Origin of the sequence: Streptomyces sp. Q6, assembly GCF_036967205.1 — a bacterium.
GTDB lineage: Bacteria > Actinomycetota > Actinomycetes > Streptomycetales > Streptomycetaceae > Streptomyces > Streptomyces citrinus.
The window spans coordinates 5,558,338-5,574,878 of sequence record NZ_CP146022.1; the positions used below are offsets into that span (position 1 = coordinate 5,558,338).

Below are 16,541 nucleotides of genomic sequence, written 5' to 3' on the forward strand. Positions count from 1 at the left end.
CTGTTCCGGCGCGGTATCCCTTACGACGCCGGGTGGCGGTCCCAGAAGGCGGCGAGTGCGGCGGCGGTCTCCAGCGGGCGGTCGGTGTTGGGGGAGTGCTCGGCCCCCGCGATCAGCGACCGCGCCGCGTCCAGCCGCGCCGCCATCGCGTCGAGCTGCGGCACCGGCCACGCGTCGTCCCGCTCGCCCGACACGACATGCACCGGGGGCGCGACCGCGGCCAGCTCCGCCACCCGGTCCGGCTCGGTGCACAACTGCCGCCCGGTGGCGATGAGTTGGGCCGGACTGTGCGCCATCCAGCGGCGCCGCAGATCCTCCTCGTCACCGCGTACGTCGACGACGTCCTCCGGGGTCTCCAGGGCCTGGATCGCCTCCCAGACCTGCGCCATGTCCAGCGCGGTCAGCGCGTCCTGGAGCAGCTTGACCCGCTGCTGCTGCGGCTCGGTGACCGGCCCGGGGCCCGACGCCATCAGGGTCAGTGTCGCGAACGGCGCCGGGTCGATGAGCACCGCCGCCCGCGCGATCAGCCCGCCCAGCGAGTGGCCGAGCAGATGCACCGGGCCCGCGTCGAGCGCGGCGGCCTGCGCCAGCACGTCCCGCGCCAACTCGCCCTGGGCGTAAGGGGATTCGTCGTCCTCGGGGCCCGCGCTCTGGTACTGCCCGCGCCCGTCCACGGCGACCGTCCGGTATCCGGCGGCGCCGAGCGGGGCGTGCAGCGCGATGAAGTCCTCCTTGCTGCCGGTGAACCCGGGCAGCAGCAGCGCGGTGCCGCGCACGGGCCCCGACCCGGGCTCCGGCTCACCGACGAGGGCGGCGAACTCGCCTCTCGCGGTGACCAGACGCTGGGCACGGGTACCGGGCGGCGGAGTGAAGGTGGGCGGCCTGCTCATGCCGCGAGATTACGTGGCGCGCCGGTCGCGCGCCTCGGCGGGCACGAAGAAGGCCCGGCCCCGCAGTGCGGGAACCGGGCCTTCAAGGCTGGACCGATCAGGCCTCGGGGGCCTCGGCGACGGCCTTCTTGCGCGTGCGGCGCGGCTTGGCGTCGGCGACGGGCGCCTCGACCGGAGCGGCGGCGACGGCCTTCTTGCGGGTCCGCGTGGCCGGCTTGGCCTCCGCGGGCTCCGCGGCGACGGCCTTCTTGCGGGTGCGCGTGGCGGGCTTGGCCTCGACGGCTTCGGCGGTGTCGACGGCGACTTCGGCCTTCTTGCGCGTGCGGCGCGGCTTGGTCTCGGCGACGGGCGCCTCCTCCGCCGGGGCGGCGGCGACGGCCTTCTTGCGGGTGCGCGTGGCGGGCTTCGCCTCGACGGCTTCCGCGGTGTCGACGGCGACTTCGGCCTTCTTGCGCGTGCGGCGCGGCTTGGTCTCGGCGACGGGCGCCTCCTCCGCCGGGGCGGCGGCGACGGCCTTCTTGCGGGTCCGCGTGGCGGGCTTCGCCTCGACGGCTTCGGCGGTGTCGACCGCGGCCTCCGCCTTCTTGCGCGTACGACGCGGCTTCGGCACGACGGCCTCGGCGACCGGAGCGGCGGCCTCGACGGCCTCCACGGTCTCGACGACGGCCTCCGCCGCCTTCTTGCGCGTACGGCGACGGGGCTTGGCTTCCACCTCGGCCTCGGCCTCGGCCTCGGCGACGGCCACGGTCGCCGGAGCGACCGCCTCGACCGCCTCCACGACGGCCTCCGCCTTCTTACGCGTACGGCGACGGGGCTTGCTCTCCGCCACGGCCTCGGCGACGACCTCGGTCACCGGGGCGACGGCCTCGGTCACGGGCGCCACCGTCTCGACCGTCTCGACGACGGCCTCGGCGGCCGGGGCGACGGGCGCTCCGGCACCGCTGCGCGTCCGACGACGACGGCGCGGCGTGCGCGGCTCGGAGGCGTCCTCCGCGACCGGCGTCACGGGAGTCGCCGTGCTGCCGGCGGCCTCCGCGGCGACCGTCTCGCCGCCGCGCGTACGGCGACGGCGACGCGGGGTGCGAGCGGAACGCTCCTGCTCCTGCTCCTGCTCACGGCCACGGTTGTCGCGGTCGCGGTCACGCGGACGGTCGCGGTCCGGACGGCCACCACGGCCGCCGCGCGGCGAGGCGCCACGGCCACCGGTCTCGCCCAGGTCCTCGATCTGCTCGGCCCCGAGCCCGGCGCGCGTGCGCTCCGAGCGCGGCAGGACACCCTTGGTGCCCGCCGGGATGTTCAGCTCCTCGTAGAGGTGCGGGGACGAGGAGTACGTCTCGACCGGGTCGTTGAAGTCCAGCTCCAGCGCCTTGTTGATCAGCTGCCAGCGCGGGATGTCGTCCCAGTCGACGAGCGTGATCGCGATGCCCTTGGCGCCCGCGCGGCCGGTGCGGCCGATGCGGTGCAGGTACGTCTTCTCGTCCTCGGGGGACTGGTAGTTGATGACGTGCGTGACGCCCTCGACGTCGATGCCGCGCGCGGCGACGTCGGTGCACACGAGCACGTCGACCTTGCCGTTGCGGAACGCGCGCAGGGCCTGCTCGCGCGCGCCCTGTCCGAGGTCGCCGTGGACGGCGCCGGAGGCGAAGCCGCGCTTCTGCAGCTGCTCGGCGATGTCGGCGGCGGTCCGCTTCGTCCGGCAGAAGATCATCGCGAGCCCGCGGCCGTCGGCCTGGAGGATGCGCGCGACCATCTCCGGCTTGTCCATGTTGTGCGCGCGGAACACGTGCTGCTTGGTGTTCGCGACCGTCTTGCCCTCGTCGTCCGGCGCGGTGGCGCGGATGTGCGTGGGCTGCGACATGTAGCGGCGGGCCAGGCCGATGACGGCGCCCGGCATAGTCGCCGAGAACAGCATCGTCTGACGCTTCGCCGGAAGCAGCTTGATGATCTTCTCGACGTCGGGCAGGAAGCCCAGGTCGAGCATCTCGTCGGCCTCGTCGAGGACGAGCGCCTTCACGTGCGAGAGGTCCAGCTTCTTCTGGCCCGCGAGGTCCAGAAGGCGTCCGGGCGTACCGACGATGACGTCGACGCCCTTCTTGAGGGCCTCGACCTGGGGCTCGTACGCCCGACCGCCGTATATGGCGAGGACGCGCACATTGCGCACCTTGCCGGCGGTGAGCAGGTCATTGGTCACCTGCGTGCACAGCTCGCGCGTGGGGACGACGACGAGCGCCTGCGGGGTGTCGGTCAGCTGCTCGGGCTTGGCCCGGCCCGCCTCGACGTCCGCGGGGACGGTGACGCGCTCCAGGAGCGGCAGACCGAAACCGAGGGTCTTGCCCGTGCCGGTCTTGGCCTGGCCGATGACGTCCGTGCCGGTCAGGGCGACGGGGAGGGTCATCTCCTGGATGGGGAAGGGAGTGACGATGCCGACGGCCTCAAGGGCTTCGGCGGTCTCGGGAAGGATCCCGAGCTGACGGAATGTAGAAGTCTGCGTAGTCAGGGTGTTGCCTCTTCTGTGAGGTGCGGCGTGAGGCGAACGCGGGGGTCGTGACCGTGCCAGTGCCGTGCCGTTGGTACGCCGGTCTCGTGACCGCGAGTGCGGGACGGACCGGGTGGCGCGGGACCACTGCCGACGCTCGAGCGCTCGTGCCGCTGAGGGGGCCCCTCCTCGATCCGTACGTCTTGTGACGTACGACCCGGAGGGCTGTCGGGTCGGAGCCGATCGGGCCACCGACCGGGCATCCTCATTCGTGCGGCCCGTCGCATATACGCGCAAGTACCAGAAAGCTGGCTTGCACTCGGCGGGCTCATTACCACCATACCCCGGAAATCCGCATGTGCGACGGCCGAATTGGTCACGTAGCCGTCGTCACACTCCTTGACCAGGGACTTCCGGTGAGCGGTGAGCGGGCTATTGTGCGCTTCATGGAGACGCCTGACAACGCCACGCCGTCCGCCGAAGAGACCCCCGCCGTGACCGGTATCGCGGCCCAGGACTGGGCCACCGCGTCCGCGGACGAGAACTACCGCGCCGCCGTCGTGGACCTGCTGGGCGCCCTCGCGTACGGAGAGCTTGCGGCGTTCGAACGGCTCGCCGAGGACGCGAAGCTGGCGCCGACGCTGGCCGACAAGGCCGAGCTGGCGAAGATGGCGTCCGCCGAGTTCCACCACTTCGAGCAGCTGCGCGACCGGCTCTCCGCGGTCGGCGCGGAGCCGACCGGCGCGATGGACCCCTTCGTCGCCGCGCTGGACGGCTTCCACCGCCAGACCGCCCCGTCGGACTGGCTGGAGGGCCTCGTCAAGGCGTACGTCGGCGACTCGATCGCCTCCGACTTCTACCGCGAGGTCGCGGCCCGGCTCGACTCGGACACCCGCAAGCTGGTCCTCGCGGTCCTCGACGACACGGGGCACGCCTCGTTCGCCGTCGAGAAGGTGCGCGCCGCGATCGACGCGGACCCGCGCGTGGGCGGGCGGCTCGCGCTCTGGGCGCGACGTCTGATGGGCGAGGCCCTGTCGCAGTCGCAGCGCGTGGTCGCGGACCGCGACGCGCTCTCCACGATGCTGGTCGGGGGCGTGGCCGACGGCTTCGACCTCGCCGAGGTCGGCCGGATGTTCTCGCGGATCACGGAGGCGCACACCAAGCGGATGGCGGCGCTCGGCCTGGCGGCCTGACCCGGTCGTCCGGTTGCGGAGCCCTTGTGTGCGGCGCCGCTACGCGTACGGACTCAGCTGCCGCGCTCTGCCCCGGGCCGGGCGCAGCAGCAGCGACAGCAGGGCCACCGCCATCACGACGGCTCCCACGAGCGTCGCGATCACATGGCCGGGGCCCAGAGCGCTGTGGGTGACGAACGCCCCGAACAGGGCGCCCGCGACTCCGGTCGGCAGTACGAGGGTGCGCGACGGAAGACGGTGCGGCAGCCGATGGCCGGCGGCCATGGCGAGAGCCAGGCCGAGCAGTGCGGATCCGAGAGCTTCGAGGAGCATGGTGAGGGTCCCTCCCGCGCGGCCGGTAGGTGCAAAACGGTCGTAGCGGGTCTACCCCTGGCACCCGGAATGCAACCCTCCTCGTGTGCATTCGCTGTGCGTCCGCCGTGAAAGCGGAAGACCTGGTAAGGGCCGTAGGACCTGGCGGGGAACAGAGAAGAAGGAACGACAGAAGAAGGCCCGACGGCGGGATGCCGTCGGGCCTTCTTCTGTCGTTCCGGTGTGTCCCGGGCTGCCTACAGCGGGCCGAAGCCCACCTTCCGCACCGTCGGCTCGCCGATCTCCACGTAGGCGAGGCGCTCGGCCGGGACGAGGACCTTGCGGCCCTTGTCGTCCGTCAGGGAGAGCAGCTGCGCCTTGCCGGCCAGCGCTGCGGACACCGCGCTCTCGACCTCCTCGGCGGACTGGCCGCTCTCCAGAACGATCTCGCGGGGCGTGTGCAGCACGCCGATCTTGACCTCCACGGCCTTGTCCCTCCGACGATCCGTGATGTGCGCGGACGACCGCGCGCCGTACGCAGCAAAGATAGCCCGGCCGGACGAGGCTCCCGGTGCCCCGGCTGCACGCCAAGAGCGAACAACCGCGTGGGAACAAAAGTGCCCCGGGGGGACAGTGGCGCCTCAGCGGCCTCTCAGTGCCCTTCGGCGCCGTGCAGCGGGAAGCCCGCGATGCCGCGCCAGGCCAGCGACGTCAGGTGCTGGACCGCCTTCTCGCGCGGGACCGGGCTCGCGCTGGACAGCCAGTAGCGCGCCACGACCTGCGAGACACCGCCCAGACCCACCGCGAGCAGCATCGACTCGTCCTTGGACAGACCGGTGTCCTCGGCGATCACGTCCGAGATGGCCTCGGCGCACTGGAGGCTGACCCGGTCGACGCGCTCGCGCACCGCCGGCTCGTTCGTCAGGTCCGACTCGAAGACCAGGCGGAACGCGCCGCCCTCGTCCTGGACGTACGCGAAGTAGGCGTCCATCGTCGCCTCGACGCGCTTCTTGTTGTCCGTCGTGGACGCCAGCGCCGTCCTGACCGACTGGAGGAGCGACTCGCAGTGCTGGTCGAGCAGCGCGAGGTAGAGCTCGAGCTTGCCCGGGAAGTGCTGGTAGAGCACCGGCTTGCTGACTCCGGCGCGCTCGGCGATGTCGTCCATCGCGGCCGCGTGGTACCCCTGTGCGACAAAAACCTCCTGGGCAGCGCCCAGGAGCTGGTTGCGTCGGGCACGGCGCGGCAGGCGTGTGCCCTTGGGGCGCGCTGCCTCCGTCTGCTCGATGGCTGTCACGCCGCCTCCCAAAATCGTCCGTACGCGGTGTGCGCCGTGCCGTCATCGTACTTTTGGGTAACCAAGATGTGCGCGGTGCGAGCGCAGAATTTCACGGACCGGACGGCTGTGAAAGCCGCGCGGAGTCCGTCCTGGCCCGTCCGCGGACGCAAAGCGGCGCATACCGGCGTCACCTCACCGATAGTCGTCCTCGTCGAGCGCGACCACCCTGGCCTGTTCCGCCCGATCCGCCTCGTTCGCGCCGTCCGGGTCGGCGGCCTCGACCGGGGCGTCGTCCTCCTCGGGGGCGAGCTCCGTCGACTGCTCGGCCGCGTCGGCCTCGGGGGCTTCTACGTCGATCTCCGGCGGGCGGCGGTCCTCGAAGGTGTCGGGATCGCTGGGGTCGACCGTCATGAATGGCTCCCTTCCTCACTGTCGTCACGTGGGCGGGTGCCCTGATATCGAGCGTAGGAGACACCCGATCGGGGCGCTATGCGATCTCGATGCCGCACGCGCCCGTGGGGCGCGGGGAAGTTCTGGGGAGAGGTGGGCACGAGCTGTGACGGCGAACACACGATCCACTGCGTGATCGTCTCGTAACATATGCCGCATGGCTTCGACCGATCCGCCGCGCGTGCCCCCCGCCATCGCCGCCGCAGTGCCCAAGCCGGGCACCGTCAGGGTCGTGGAGGGAGAGCGGCTGCGATCGGTCGGTCTGCCCGGCCTGACCCTGTCGGTCCGGTCGCGGCCGGGAACGCGCGAAGGGCTCGCCCCCGCGCTGTACGTCCACGGGCTCGGCGGCTCCTCGCAGAACTGGTCGGCACTGATGCCGCTGCTCGAGGACATCGTCGACGGCGAGGCCGTCGACCTGCCCGGCTTCGGTGACTCGCCCCCACCGGACGACGGCGACTACTCGGTGACCGGCCACGCCCGCGCCGTCATCCGCTACCTCGACGCGCAGGGCCGCGGACCCGTCCACCTCTTCGGGAACTCGCTGGGCGGCGCCGTCGCCACCCGCGTCGCCGCCGTACGTCCCGACCTCGTACGGACGCTGACGCTGGTCTCGCCGGCGCTGCCGGAGATCCGCGTGCAGCGCACCGCACTGCCGACCGGACTGCTCGCGGTGCCCGGCGTGGCCTCGCTCTTCACGCGCCTGACCAGGGAATGGACACCGGAGCAGCGCGTCCGCGGCGTCACTGCCCTGTGCTACGGAGATCCGAACCGGGTCACTCCGGAAGGCTTCCGCGCCGCCGTGGACGAGATGGAGCGGCGGCTGCGACTCCCGTACTTCTGGGACGCGATGGCCCGCTCCGCGCGCGGCGTCGTGAACGCGTACACGCTCGGCGGCCAGCACGGTCTGTGGCGTCAGGCCGAGCGGGTGCTCGCGCCGACGCTGCTCGTGTACGGCGGCCGTGACCTGCTGGTCTCGTACCGGATGGCGGCGCGCGCGGCGCGGGCCTTCCGTGACTCGCGGCTGCTCACGCTGCCGGACGCGGGACACGTCGCGATGATGGAGTACCCGGAGACGGTCGCGACGGCCTTCAGGGAACTCGTCGCGGACACCGGTACGGTGAACCAGCGGGCCGGCGCTGGCGCCGGTGGCGCGAGCGAAGTGAACGGCTCCAGTGATGTGAGTGGCCCGAGCGAGCTCAGTGAAGTGAGTGAGCTGAGTGAACTGCGCGAGTCGAGTGAGCTCGGTGGGTTGAGTGGGCTCGGTGAGTTGAGCGAAGGGCGGGGGCGGCAGGGTCGCGGACGCGATCATGCGGCGAGCGGCAGTGCCGGTGGTTCGGGCGGTGCCGGTGGTGGGGGCGGGAGCAGTAACAGCGGCGGTGGTAGCGGCAGTGGTAGTGGCAGCGGCGGTACTGATACGGAATTGGGGAGCTGAGGCGGCCTGTGGGACGGCATAGCCGCCGAGGACCGGCAGACAACGGCGATACCGCCGACATACCCGTAGCGCCCCCGGCGCCGGACCCCTCGCACCCCGGGCCCGGCTCAGGGCGCAGACGCAGGGGGCCCGCCCAGGCGGCGGGGGCCGGGCACATGCCCGCGCGGCCGAGCGCTCCGCAGGTGCGGGGCGGCCACCCGGAGCAGCGGGAACAGGGCGGCGGCTGGGGCGCGCCCGGCGCGGGACCGGTCCCTCCGGCGCGCGGACTCGGCGCGACCGCCGGGCAGCCGTCGATACCGCGTCCGCGACCGCGCCAGGACTACGTCGACGCGTTCGACGGCGCACCGCCCGCGCCGCGCGACCCGTACGCCGCCGTCACCGACTGGGACGACGAACCGCCCCTGCCGGTGCGCGAGCCGCTGCCGGAGGCCGACGCGCCTCGGGAGAAGCGCGGCAAGGGCTCACCTATACGGGCATCGCCGCCGCGGCCGTCACCACCGCGCTCGCGGTCGTCGTCGCCGGACAGGTCACGGGCCGGGACGGCGGGTCGTCGGGCGGCGTGCAGGCGCGGGCCGCGGACGGCGCGCGCGTCAAGGACGGCTCCGCGTCGCGCTCGGACGACCGGGCCACCCCGTCGCGCACGGCGCAGGCCGCGCCGGCGACGTACGCGCAGAAGATGGCCAAGAAGTACCCGCTCGCGGCGAACCTGAAGGCGTCGGGGAAGTTCGAGGCGATCGCCGGACTCGACAAGGCGCCGGGCAAGGGACAGAAGTTCCGCTACCGGGTCGACGTGGAGAAGGGGCTCGGGCTCGACGGCACCCTGTTCGCGCAGGCCGTCCAGAAGACCCTGAACGACAAGCGGAGTTGGGCCCACGACGGGGCGCGCACCTTCGAGCGGATCTCGTCCGGCAAGCCGGACTTCGTGATCACGCTGGCGAGTCCGGGCACGACGGCGGACTGGTGCGCGAAGTCGGGGCTCGACACGACCGTGGACAACGTGTCGTGCGACTCCGCCGCCACCGACCGCGTGATGATCAACGCCTACCGTTGGGCCCAGGGCTCCACGACGTACGACAAGGAACTCGGCGCCCGCGCCATCCACCCGTACCGGCAGATGCTCATCAACCACGAGGTCGGCCACCGGCTCGGCTTCAACCACGTGACCTGCTCGCAGGACGGCGCGCCTGCGCCGGTCATGCAGCAGCAGACCAAGTTCCTGACCTTCGACGGGATCACGTGCAAGGCCAACCCCTGGGCGTTTCCCAACGGTTGACGCTCCGTAGTTTTTCGTAGCTGATTGATCTCTTAGCGCGACTGAACGTCACGCGCGCGGGAAAGTTACGACCGTTCACCCCTTTTGGTGGCGTGATGGACAACCGTCCATCACGCCACCGGCATGTCCGCATACGTTCGTCCCGCTGCGAGCCGCCGGGTCAACGGCGGCTCCCCACAAGGGAGATCGGGGGTGTACTCGTGCGCATCGGACTGCTTACCGAGGGTGGCTATCCGTATGTGAGCGGTGAGGCCAGACTCTGGTGCGACCGGCTTGTGCGCGGTCTCGAGCAGCATGAGTTCGACATCTACGCGCTCAGCCGCAGCCAGCAGCAGGAGGACGCGGGGTGGCTGGAACTGCCCCCGCAGGTCAGCCGCGTGCGGACCGCGCCGATGTGGACGCCGGGCGCGACGGGCTCCGGAGGATCGGACTACTCGGGTCACTCGGCGCACTCGGCGCACTCGGCGCACTCGGGTTACGAGGACGGAGTGCGGGGTGGCGGCCTGCGCTGGCGCGCACGGCGCCGGTTCAACGCCCTGTACGCGGAACTGGTCGAGGCCGTCGTCTGTGGTGCTCCCGCCGGCGGCGCGCCGGGCGGTCCCGGCGTCGCCGACGCCGAGGCGGACCGTTTCGCCAACGCGCTGTACGGACTCGCCGAACTCGCCCGCCACGAAGGCGGCCTCGGCCACGCGCTGCGCTCGGAAGCGGCCATGCGCATCCTGGAGCGCGCCTGTCGTGCGCCCGGCGCCCTGCGTGCGGCCCGCGCCGCCCGGGTGCCCGACCTGCTCGCCTTCTCCGTGCACATGGAGCGCGCGCTGCGCCCGCTCTCCCTCGACTGGTACGACGACGCCTCCGGGTCGTACGACGGCGGAGGGCTCGGCTCCGTCGACCTGTGCCATGCGACGTCCGGCGGGGCTGCGGCCCTGCCCGGTCTGGTCGCCAAACGCTTCTTCGGCGTCCCGCTGCTCGTCACGGAGTACGGGGTGCAGCTCAGGGCCCGCTACATCGCCGCGGGCGACGCCGACCTGAGCGCGCCCGTCCGCGCGCTGCTCGCCGCCTTCCACGGCCGCCTCGCCGCCGAGGTCTACCGGCAGGCCGCCGTCATCACCCCGGGCAACACCCACGCCCGGCGCTGGCAGGAGCGGTGCGGCGCCGACCGCGCCAAGCTGCGCACCGTGCACCCTGGCATGGAGGCCTCGCGCTTCGCGGAGGTCGGCGAGCGGGAGGAGCCGGGGGAGCCCGACACCCTCGTCTGGGTCGGCCGGATCGACCCTTCCAAGGACCTCATCTCCCTGCTGCACGCCTTCGCCGAGATCCGCAAGGAAGAACCGAAGGCGCGGCTGCGGATCGTATGGGCGATGCCGCGCAGGGCGGTCGCGGCCGCCGCGGGCGGGCCGGGTCCTGAGCGCTCCGAGGACCCCGAGGCCGAGGCGTACCTCGGGCACTGCAAGGCGCTCGCCGCGCAACTGTTCCCCGACGAGGCGGAGGGCATCCACGCCGTCGGCGAGAACCCCGTCTCCTTCGAGGAGCTCGGCGGCCCCGAAGCGCCCGACCTCGCCGACGCCTACGGCGCGGGCAGCGTCGTCGTCCTGTCGAGCGTCGTCGAGGGCTTCCCGATCAGCCTGGTCGAGGCCATGTTCTGCGGGCGCGCCACGGTGTCGACCGACGTGGGCGCCGTCGTCGAGGTCATCGGCGGCACCGGCCTCGTCGTCCCGCCGCGCAACCCGAAGGCGCTGGCCGAGGCCTGCGTGGCATTGCTGCGCGACCCCGAGCGCCGTGACCGGCTCGGAGCGGCGGCTCGGGCGCGGGCGCTGGAGCTGTTCACCGTCGAACAGAACGTCGCGGCATTTCGCGGCATTTACCTGGAGATCGTGTCGCACTGCCCGGTCCGCCGGGAGGCTCTGGACGACGCCGGGGAGCCGCTGCCGTTCTCCCACCCGCCGGAGGCGCATGTACCGGGGCGGTGGACGGCGCCGGGCGGCGCCGGAGCCGGCGGGACCTGGCTCGCCGGACGGTCCGCCGGTGCGGGGGAGCCCAGTTGGGCGTCGCGGTCCGGCGCTGTGCCGGAGGGCCAGGCGCCTGAGGCCGAGATGTCTGAGGCCGAGATGTCTGAGGGCGACGCGGGTCCGAGTGCGGGTTCGGGGTCTGGTTCGGGTTCGCGGCCGGGGGCCGGAGTGGATGACGGGGATGACGGTGCCGGTCGGGAGCGGGAGCAGTTGGCCGGTGTGACGCAGGGCAGCGGGGAGAGGGATCTATGAGCGGGCGGGACGGCCGAGACGGTACGGACGACAGGCGCGAGCGCGAGCGTGGAGCCGCCGGGGCGGATGTGCCCCGGGTACCGGTGAGCGCCGGTGTGGATGTGCCTCGGATGTCGGTGAGTGCCGGTGTGGATGTGCCTCGGGTGCCGGTGAGTTCCGGTGCGGATGTGCCGCGCGTGCCGGTGAGCGCCGGAGCCTGGGGTGCTGGATCCCAGGAGGCGCTGACCGCGATGCCGCCGACGGCCGAACGGGACGGGCGGGGTGGTCTCGGCGACCTCGATGCTCTCGGTGCTCTGGACGAGCGCTTGGGCGAGGCGCTGGACGAGGGGTTCGGCGACGACCTGGACGAAGGGCTGTTGGAGACTCCCGGGGCGTGGCGGGTCGGCACCGGCGCCGGCGCCCGTGCCGACGGCGGAGCTCGCGATGGCTCGGGCGGCTCAGGCGGTTCGGCTGCCCCGGGCGGCGTGGCCCACTCGGGACGGGGCGGCGAAGGCGCGCGCCCGGGTTCCCCCAGTGCCGCCACGACCACTGACACCGCTACCACCCCCGCCATCCGTGCGGACGGTCGCCTCGCCAACTCCCGCACACAGCAACGCCGTTCAGGAGCCGACCCGGTCAAGGTCCTCATGCACCGGCACCGCGACCTGTGCGAGCGCGCCGTCGATCCACTGGAGATCGCGGCCGGGCTGGAAGCCCGCGGCGTGACCGACCGCACCGCCGCCCGCTACCGCCACAAGGACGTCTTCTCCCTCGCCGAGGAGATGTACGCGCGCATGCCGAGGGACGGCGACCCGGGCGAGCTGCTCATCGTCGCCCCGGCCGAGCCGACCGGCGTGCGCGGCGCGTGGGCGGGACTCGCCCTGCTGCCGGGCGCCGTCTGCGCGCTCGCGCTGCCGGCCCTCACCGCCACCGGCGGCACCGCCCGACTGGCCGTCGGCGTCGGCGCAGCGCTCGCCGTCGCCGCCGCCCTGCGCACGACCCTGCGGCACGGCCCCTGCGCGCCGCCGAAGGCTCGACCGCCCCGGCCACCCGCCTGTGGGTCTGGTGGCTGCTCGGCTACGCACTGCTCGGCGACGGCCTCCTGAACGCCGCGCTGGCCGGCGGGCCCGACGGGGCCTGGGCTCCGTCGTTTGCCCCGGTCCTCGCGCTCGCCGCCGCCGTGGCGCCCGCCACCTGGTGCGCGCACCTCTTCATCGCCGGTGCCCGCCGCCGACTCGCCACCAGCCGCGGCCTCGCCGAATTCGCCTCCTCCGCGCGGCCGTTGCTCCTCGGATCCGTCCTCCTGTTCGCTCTCGCCCTGACCGTGCTCCTCGCCCTGGCCGGATCCCTGCTCGACCAGGACGCGGACTACGCCGCCGCGGGCGCCCTGGGCGTCCTGCTCCTGCTCGCCCGACTCCTCACCGCGCACGGACGCACCCACGCCCCCACCGTCGTACTCGGCGCGGCCGCCGCGGCCGAGGCCCTGGCTGTCGCGCTGGTCTTCGCCGCGCGACTGCCCGGCTGCGACGTCCTGGGCACCCCGGTCGAGGCGGCCGTCGACGCGGCGGGCGCGGGCGTCGTCCCCGCCACGGCCTGCGCCGTCGCCGCGCTCGCCCTGCTCGTCCACGCCACCCGCACGCTGACCCGCGCCTCCGCGCACGCCCACACCGACGGGGCGGGCGGTACGCCATGACCGCCGCCGCCCTCACCACCCCCACCTTCTTCGGCGCCGTCGCCGTCTCCTACGCCACCGAACGCGCCGGGCCGCCACGCCCACCGCGCGCCGCATGACAAGAACCACCCACATCCCGCGGGGCCGACACCGCGGGACGAACCGATCCACGGCAACACCCCTAAGGAGAACGCCAGATGACCACCCCTCCTCCCGGAGGCACCGGATATGCCGGATACTCCGGACCTCACGGGCAGCGCGGAACCCACGACCGGCGCGCTCGACGCGCGGCGCCGGGAGCGCTCCGAACGCGCACCGCCGGAGGTGCCCGATGAGGGTCCTGCTGATCGGAGCCAACGGATATCTCGGCCGCTTCGTCGCCGACCGGCTGCTCGCCGACCCCGCCGTGCAGCTGACCGCGCTCGGCCGAGGCGACGACGCCGACGTCCGCTTCGACCTCGCCACCGGCAGCCCGGGCGCGCTCACCCGCTTCCTGGACGCCGTCCACCCCGGAGTGGTCATCAACTGTGCCGGTGCCACCCGCGGCGGCGCCCGCGACCTCACCCGGCACAACACCGTCGCCGTCGCCACCGTCTGCGAGGCCCTGCGCCGCAGCGGCTGCGGCGCCCGACTGGTACAGATCGGCTGCGGCGCCGAGTACGGCCCGTCGCAGCCCGGCTCGTCCACCGCCGAGGACGCGGTGCCCCGCCCCGGCGGCCCGTACGGCGTCAGCAAGCTCGCCGCCACCGAACTGGTCCTCGGCTCCGGCCTCGACGCCGTCGTCCTGCGCGTCTTCTCGCCCGCAGGCCCCGGCACCCCGGCCGGATCCCCGCTCGGCCGGCTCGCCGAGGCGATGCGCCGCGCGATGCAGGCCGGCGACGGCGAACTGAAACTCGGCGGCCTCGGCGCACAGCGCGACTTCATCGACGTACGGGACGTGGCCCGCGCCGTGCACGCCGCGTCCCTCTCCGCCGCACAGGGCGTCATCAACATCGGCTCGGGCCGCGCCGTCCGACTGCGGGACGCGGCCGCCGTGCTCGCCCGCGTCGCCGGATTCGGCGGCGCTCTCCACGAACTGGACGCGCCGTCTCTCGGGCTGAGGCAATCCGTCGCCCACCCGCGCACCGAATCCGACCACGGGATGCACGGCCCGTCGGCCGCCGCGTACCCGTACCCCGACGGCTGCGGCAGCTGGCAGCAGGCCGACGTGCGCACCGCGCGCGACCGGCTCGGCTGGCGTCCGCGCATCAACCTCGAAGAGTCCCTCGCCGACATCTGGATGGAGGCGGCATGCCGTATCTGACCCCTGTCACGACCGGCCAGTCGAGCACTGATGTACGCCTGGGCTTCGGCGTCCCAGGATTCGCCCACCCCCTCGTCGCCCCCACCGAATGGGGCGAACTCACCCGCCCGGCAACCCCTTTGCACTGGGTTGTCCTCAATGTCGCCAATGGGCCGGGGGCCCGCCCCGACCCCCACTGCCTGGCGGCGGCGGGCCGGCTTCGCAACGCGGGAGTACGTGTCCTTGGTCACCTGGACATGACCTACGGCGCCCGCTCCTTCGGTGAACTCGTCTCCGACGCCCACCGCTTCCTGGACTGGTACCAGGTCGACGGCTTCTCCGTGGACCGCTGCCCCACCGAGCGGGCCGCCCTCCCCGAGGTCCGGCGCACCGTCACGACGCTGCGCGCGCTCGTCGACGACGCGTACATCGTGCTCGGCCACGGCACCCACCCGTACCCCGGATACGCCGAGACCGCCGACCAGTTGGTGACGTTCTCCGGCCCCTGGAGCGACTACCGCTGGTCGCAGGTCGCCGAATGGACCGCCGACTATCCGCCCGAGCGGTTCTGCCACTTCGTCCACGGCATGCCCCGAGGGCATCTGGAAGAGGCGCTGCGCATCGCGCGCTGGCAGGGCGCCGGCACCATCTACTTCACCGACCGCACGGACCGCGGTGGCCCGAGCGCCCCCTGGGAGTCGATGCCCGGTTACTGGGACGAGATCGTCTCGCGTATCGGACCAGGTGTCTCGGAATGAAGGGGGGCGTGGCAGTGTTACAGACGGAACAACCGTACGTAGAAACCGACCAACGGAGTCCCCGTGTCGCTGCCACCCCTGGTCGAGCCAGCTGCTGAGCTCACCGTAGACGAGGTCCGCAGGTACTCCCGCCACCTGATCATCCCGGATGTCGGGATGGACGGGCAGAAGCGGCTGAAGAACGCCAAGGTGCTGGCCGTGGGCGCCGGCGGCCTCGGCTCCCCGGCCCTCATGTACCTGGCCGCCGCCGGCGTGGGCACGCTGGGCATCGTGGAGTTCGACGAGGTCGACGAGTCCAACCTGCAGCGTCAGATCATCCACAGCCAGGCCGACATCGGCCGCTCGAAGGCGGAGTCCGCGAAGGACTCGGTCCTCGGCATCAACCCGTACGTGAACGTGATCCTCCACGAAGAGCGGCTCGAGGCCGACAACGTGATGGACATCTTCAGCCAGTACGACCTGATCGTCGACGGCACCGACAACTTCGCGACGCGGTACCTCGTCAACGACGCGTGCGTGCTGCTCAACAAGCCCTACGTGTGGGGTTCCATCTACCGCTTCGACGGCCAGGCCTCGGTCTTCTGGTCCGAGCACGGGCCGTGCTACCGCTGCCTGTACCCGGAGCCCCCGCCGCCGGGCATGGTCCCCTCCTGCGCCGAGGGCGGCGTCCTGGGCGTGCTGTGCGCGTCCATCGGCTCCATCCAGGTCACCGAGGCGATCAAGGTCCTGGCCGGCGTCGGCGACCCGCTGGTCGGCCGCCTGATGATCTACGACGCTCTTGAGATGCAGTACCGCCAGGTCAAGGTCCGCAAGGACCCGAACTGCGCGGTCTGCGGTGAGAACCCGACCGTCACCGAGCTCATCGACTACGAGGCCTTCTGCGGTGTCGTGTCCGAAGAGGCGCAGGAGGCGGCCGCCGGTTCGACGATCACTCCCAAGCAGCTCAAGGAGTGGATCGACGACGGCGAGAGCATCGAGATCATCGACGTCCGCGAGCCGAACGAGTACGAGATCGTCTCCATCCCGGGCGCCAAGCTGATCCCGAAGAACGAGTTCCTCATGGGCACCGCCCTCGAAGGACTGCCGCAGGACAAGAAGATCGTCTTGCATTGCAAGACGGGTGTCCGCAGTGCGGAAGTCCTCGCCGTGCTGAAGTCCGCGGGCTTCGCGGACGCCGTGCACGTCGGCGGCGGCGTCATCGGCTGGGTCAACCAGATCGAGCCGAGCAAGCCGGTCTACTAGCCGGCCCGCCGGGCCACCACCCGGCTGCGACTTCTCCCGACGGGCCTCGCGCACTGCGCGCGGGGCCCG

General features: G+C 72.6%; 15 protein-coding genes. 9 read left to right on the forward strand and 6 right to left on the reverse strand.

The window, feature by feature from the left end; all coding sequences use genetic code 11:
* Positions 1 to 20 precede the first annotated feature (20 nt).
* On the reverse strand, positions 21 to 890 hold the full coding sequence (locus V2W30_RS25985) for an alpha/beta hydrolase (protein WP_338700213.1): 870 nt from the start codon (positions 888 to 890) through the stop codon (positions 21 to 23).
* Positions 891 to 987: 97 nt separating this feature from the next.
* Positions 988 to 3,285 (reverse strand): DEAD/DEAH box helicase, encoded by a 2,298-nt coding sequence (locus V2W30_RS25990; protein WP_338700214.1) that lies wholly within the window; start codon positions 3,283 to 3,285, stop codon positions 988 to 990.
* Positions 3,286 to 3,803: 518 nt separating this feature from the next.
* Here V2W30_RS25990 and V2W30_RS25995 point away from each other — a divergent pair.
* A complete protein-coding gene (locus tag V2W30_RS25995) occupies positions 3,804 to 4,559 on the forward strand; it encodes a ferritin-like fold-containing protein (RefSeq protein ID WP_338700215.1) in 756 nt (251 codons plus the stop codon).
* A 39-nt stretch (positions 4,560 to 4,598) separates the two neighbouring features.
* On the opposite strand, the gene V2W30_RS26000 is transcribed toward V2W30_RS25995, so the two are convergent.
* From V2W30_RS26000 to V2W30_RS26015, 4 genes are all read right to left on the reverse strand, one after another.
* Entirely contained in the window at positions 4,599 to 4,871 is a 273-nt protein-coding gene (locus tag V2W30_RS26000; RefSeq protein WP_338700216.1) for a hypothetical protein, read from the reverse strand.
* 236 nt (positions 4,872 to 5,107) lie between these two features.
* A complete protein-coding gene (locus V2W30_RS26005) occupies positions 5,108 to 5,335 on the reverse strand; it encodes a DUF3107 domain-containing protein (RefSeq protein ID WP_338700218.1) in 228 nt (75 codons plus the stop codon).
* A gap of 167 nt (positions 5,336 to 5,502) precedes the next feature.
* Positions 5,503 to 6,144, reverse strand: a complete 642-nt coding sequence (locus tag V2W30_RS26010; protein WP_338700220.1) for a TetR/AcrR family transcriptional regulator — start codon at positions 6,142 to 6,144, stop codon at positions 5,503 to 5,505.
* A 174-nt stretch (positions 6,145 to 6,318) separates the two neighbouring features.
* A complete protein-coding gene (locus V2W30_RS26015) occupies positions 6,319 to 6,537 on the reverse strand; it encodes a hypothetical protein (RefSeq protein ID WP_338700221.1) in 219 nt (72 codons plus the stop codon).
* 196 nt (positions 6,538 to 6,733) lie between these two features.
* Here V2W30_RS26015 and V2W30_RS26020 point away from each other — a divergent pair, with 196 nt between their 5' ends.
* The 8 genes from V2W30_RS26020 (at position 6,734) to moeZ (ending at position 16,472) form a co-directional block, all read left to right on the forward strand.
* On the forward strand, positions 6,734 to 8,008 hold the full coding sequence (locus V2W30_RS26020) for an alpha/beta hydrolase (RefSeq protein ID WP_338700222.1): 1,275 nt from the start codon (positions 6,734 to 6,736) through the stop codon (positions 8,006 to 8,008).
* 559 nt (positions 8,009 to 8,567) lie between these two features.
* Positions 8,568 to 9,281, forward strand: coding sequence for a DUF3152 domain-containing protein (locus tag V2W30_RS41645; protein WP_425244596.1), 714 nt, complete (start codon positions 8,568 to 8,570; stop codon positions 9,279 to 9,281).
* A 200-nt stretch (positions 9,282 to 9,481) separates the two neighbouring features.
* Positions 9,482 to 11,539 carry a DUF3492 domain-containing protein gene (locus tag V2W30_RS26030; RefSeq protein ID WP_338700223.1) on the forward strand — a complete coding sequence of 686 codons (2,058 nt, stop codon included), beginning with the start codon at positions 9,482 to 9,484 and terminating at the stop codon, positions 11,537 to 11,539.
* Positions 11,540 to 11,721: 182 nt separating this feature from the next.
* Positions 11,722 to 12,624 carry a hypothetical protein gene (locus V2W30_RS26035; RefSeq protein WP_338700224.1) on the forward strand — a complete coding sequence of 301 codons (903 nt, stop codon included), beginning with the start codon at positions 11,722 to 11,724 and terminating at the stop codon, positions 12,622 to 12,624.
* 74 nt (positions 12,625 to 12,698) lie between these two features.
* Positions 12,699 to 13,211, forward strand: coding sequence for a hypothetical protein (locus V2W30_RS26040; protein WP_338700226.1), 513 nt, complete (start codon positions 12,699 to 12,701; stop codon positions 13,209 to 13,211).
* A gap of 310 nt (positions 13,212 to 13,521) precedes the next feature.
* The gene (locus V2W30_RS26045; RefSeq protein ID WP_338700227.1) at positions 13,522 to 14,493 is read left to right on the forward strand and encodes an NAD-dependent epimerase/dehydratase family protein; all 972 of its coding nucleotides are present in this window, start codon (positions 13,522 to 13,524) and stop codon (positions 14,491 to 14,493) included.
* Positions 14,481 to 15,230: a spherulation-specific family 4 protein gene (locus V2W30_RS26050; protein WP_338700228.1), complete on the forward strand. Its 750-nt coding sequence runs from the start codon at positions 14,481 to 14,483 to the stop codon at positions 15,228 to 15,230. The genes V2W30_RS26045 and V2W30_RS26050 overlap by 13 nt, the downstream gene beginning before the upstream one ends.
* A 63-nt stretch (positions 15,231 to 15,293) precedes the next feature.
* Positions 15,294 to 16,472, forward strand: coding sequence for an adenylyltransferase/sulfurtransferase MoeZ (gene moeZ / locus V2W30_RS26055; RefSeq protein WP_338700229.1), 1,179 nt, complete (start codon positions 15,294 to 15,296; stop codon positions 16,470 to 16,472).
* Positions 16,473 to 16,541: the final 69 nt, after the last annotated feature.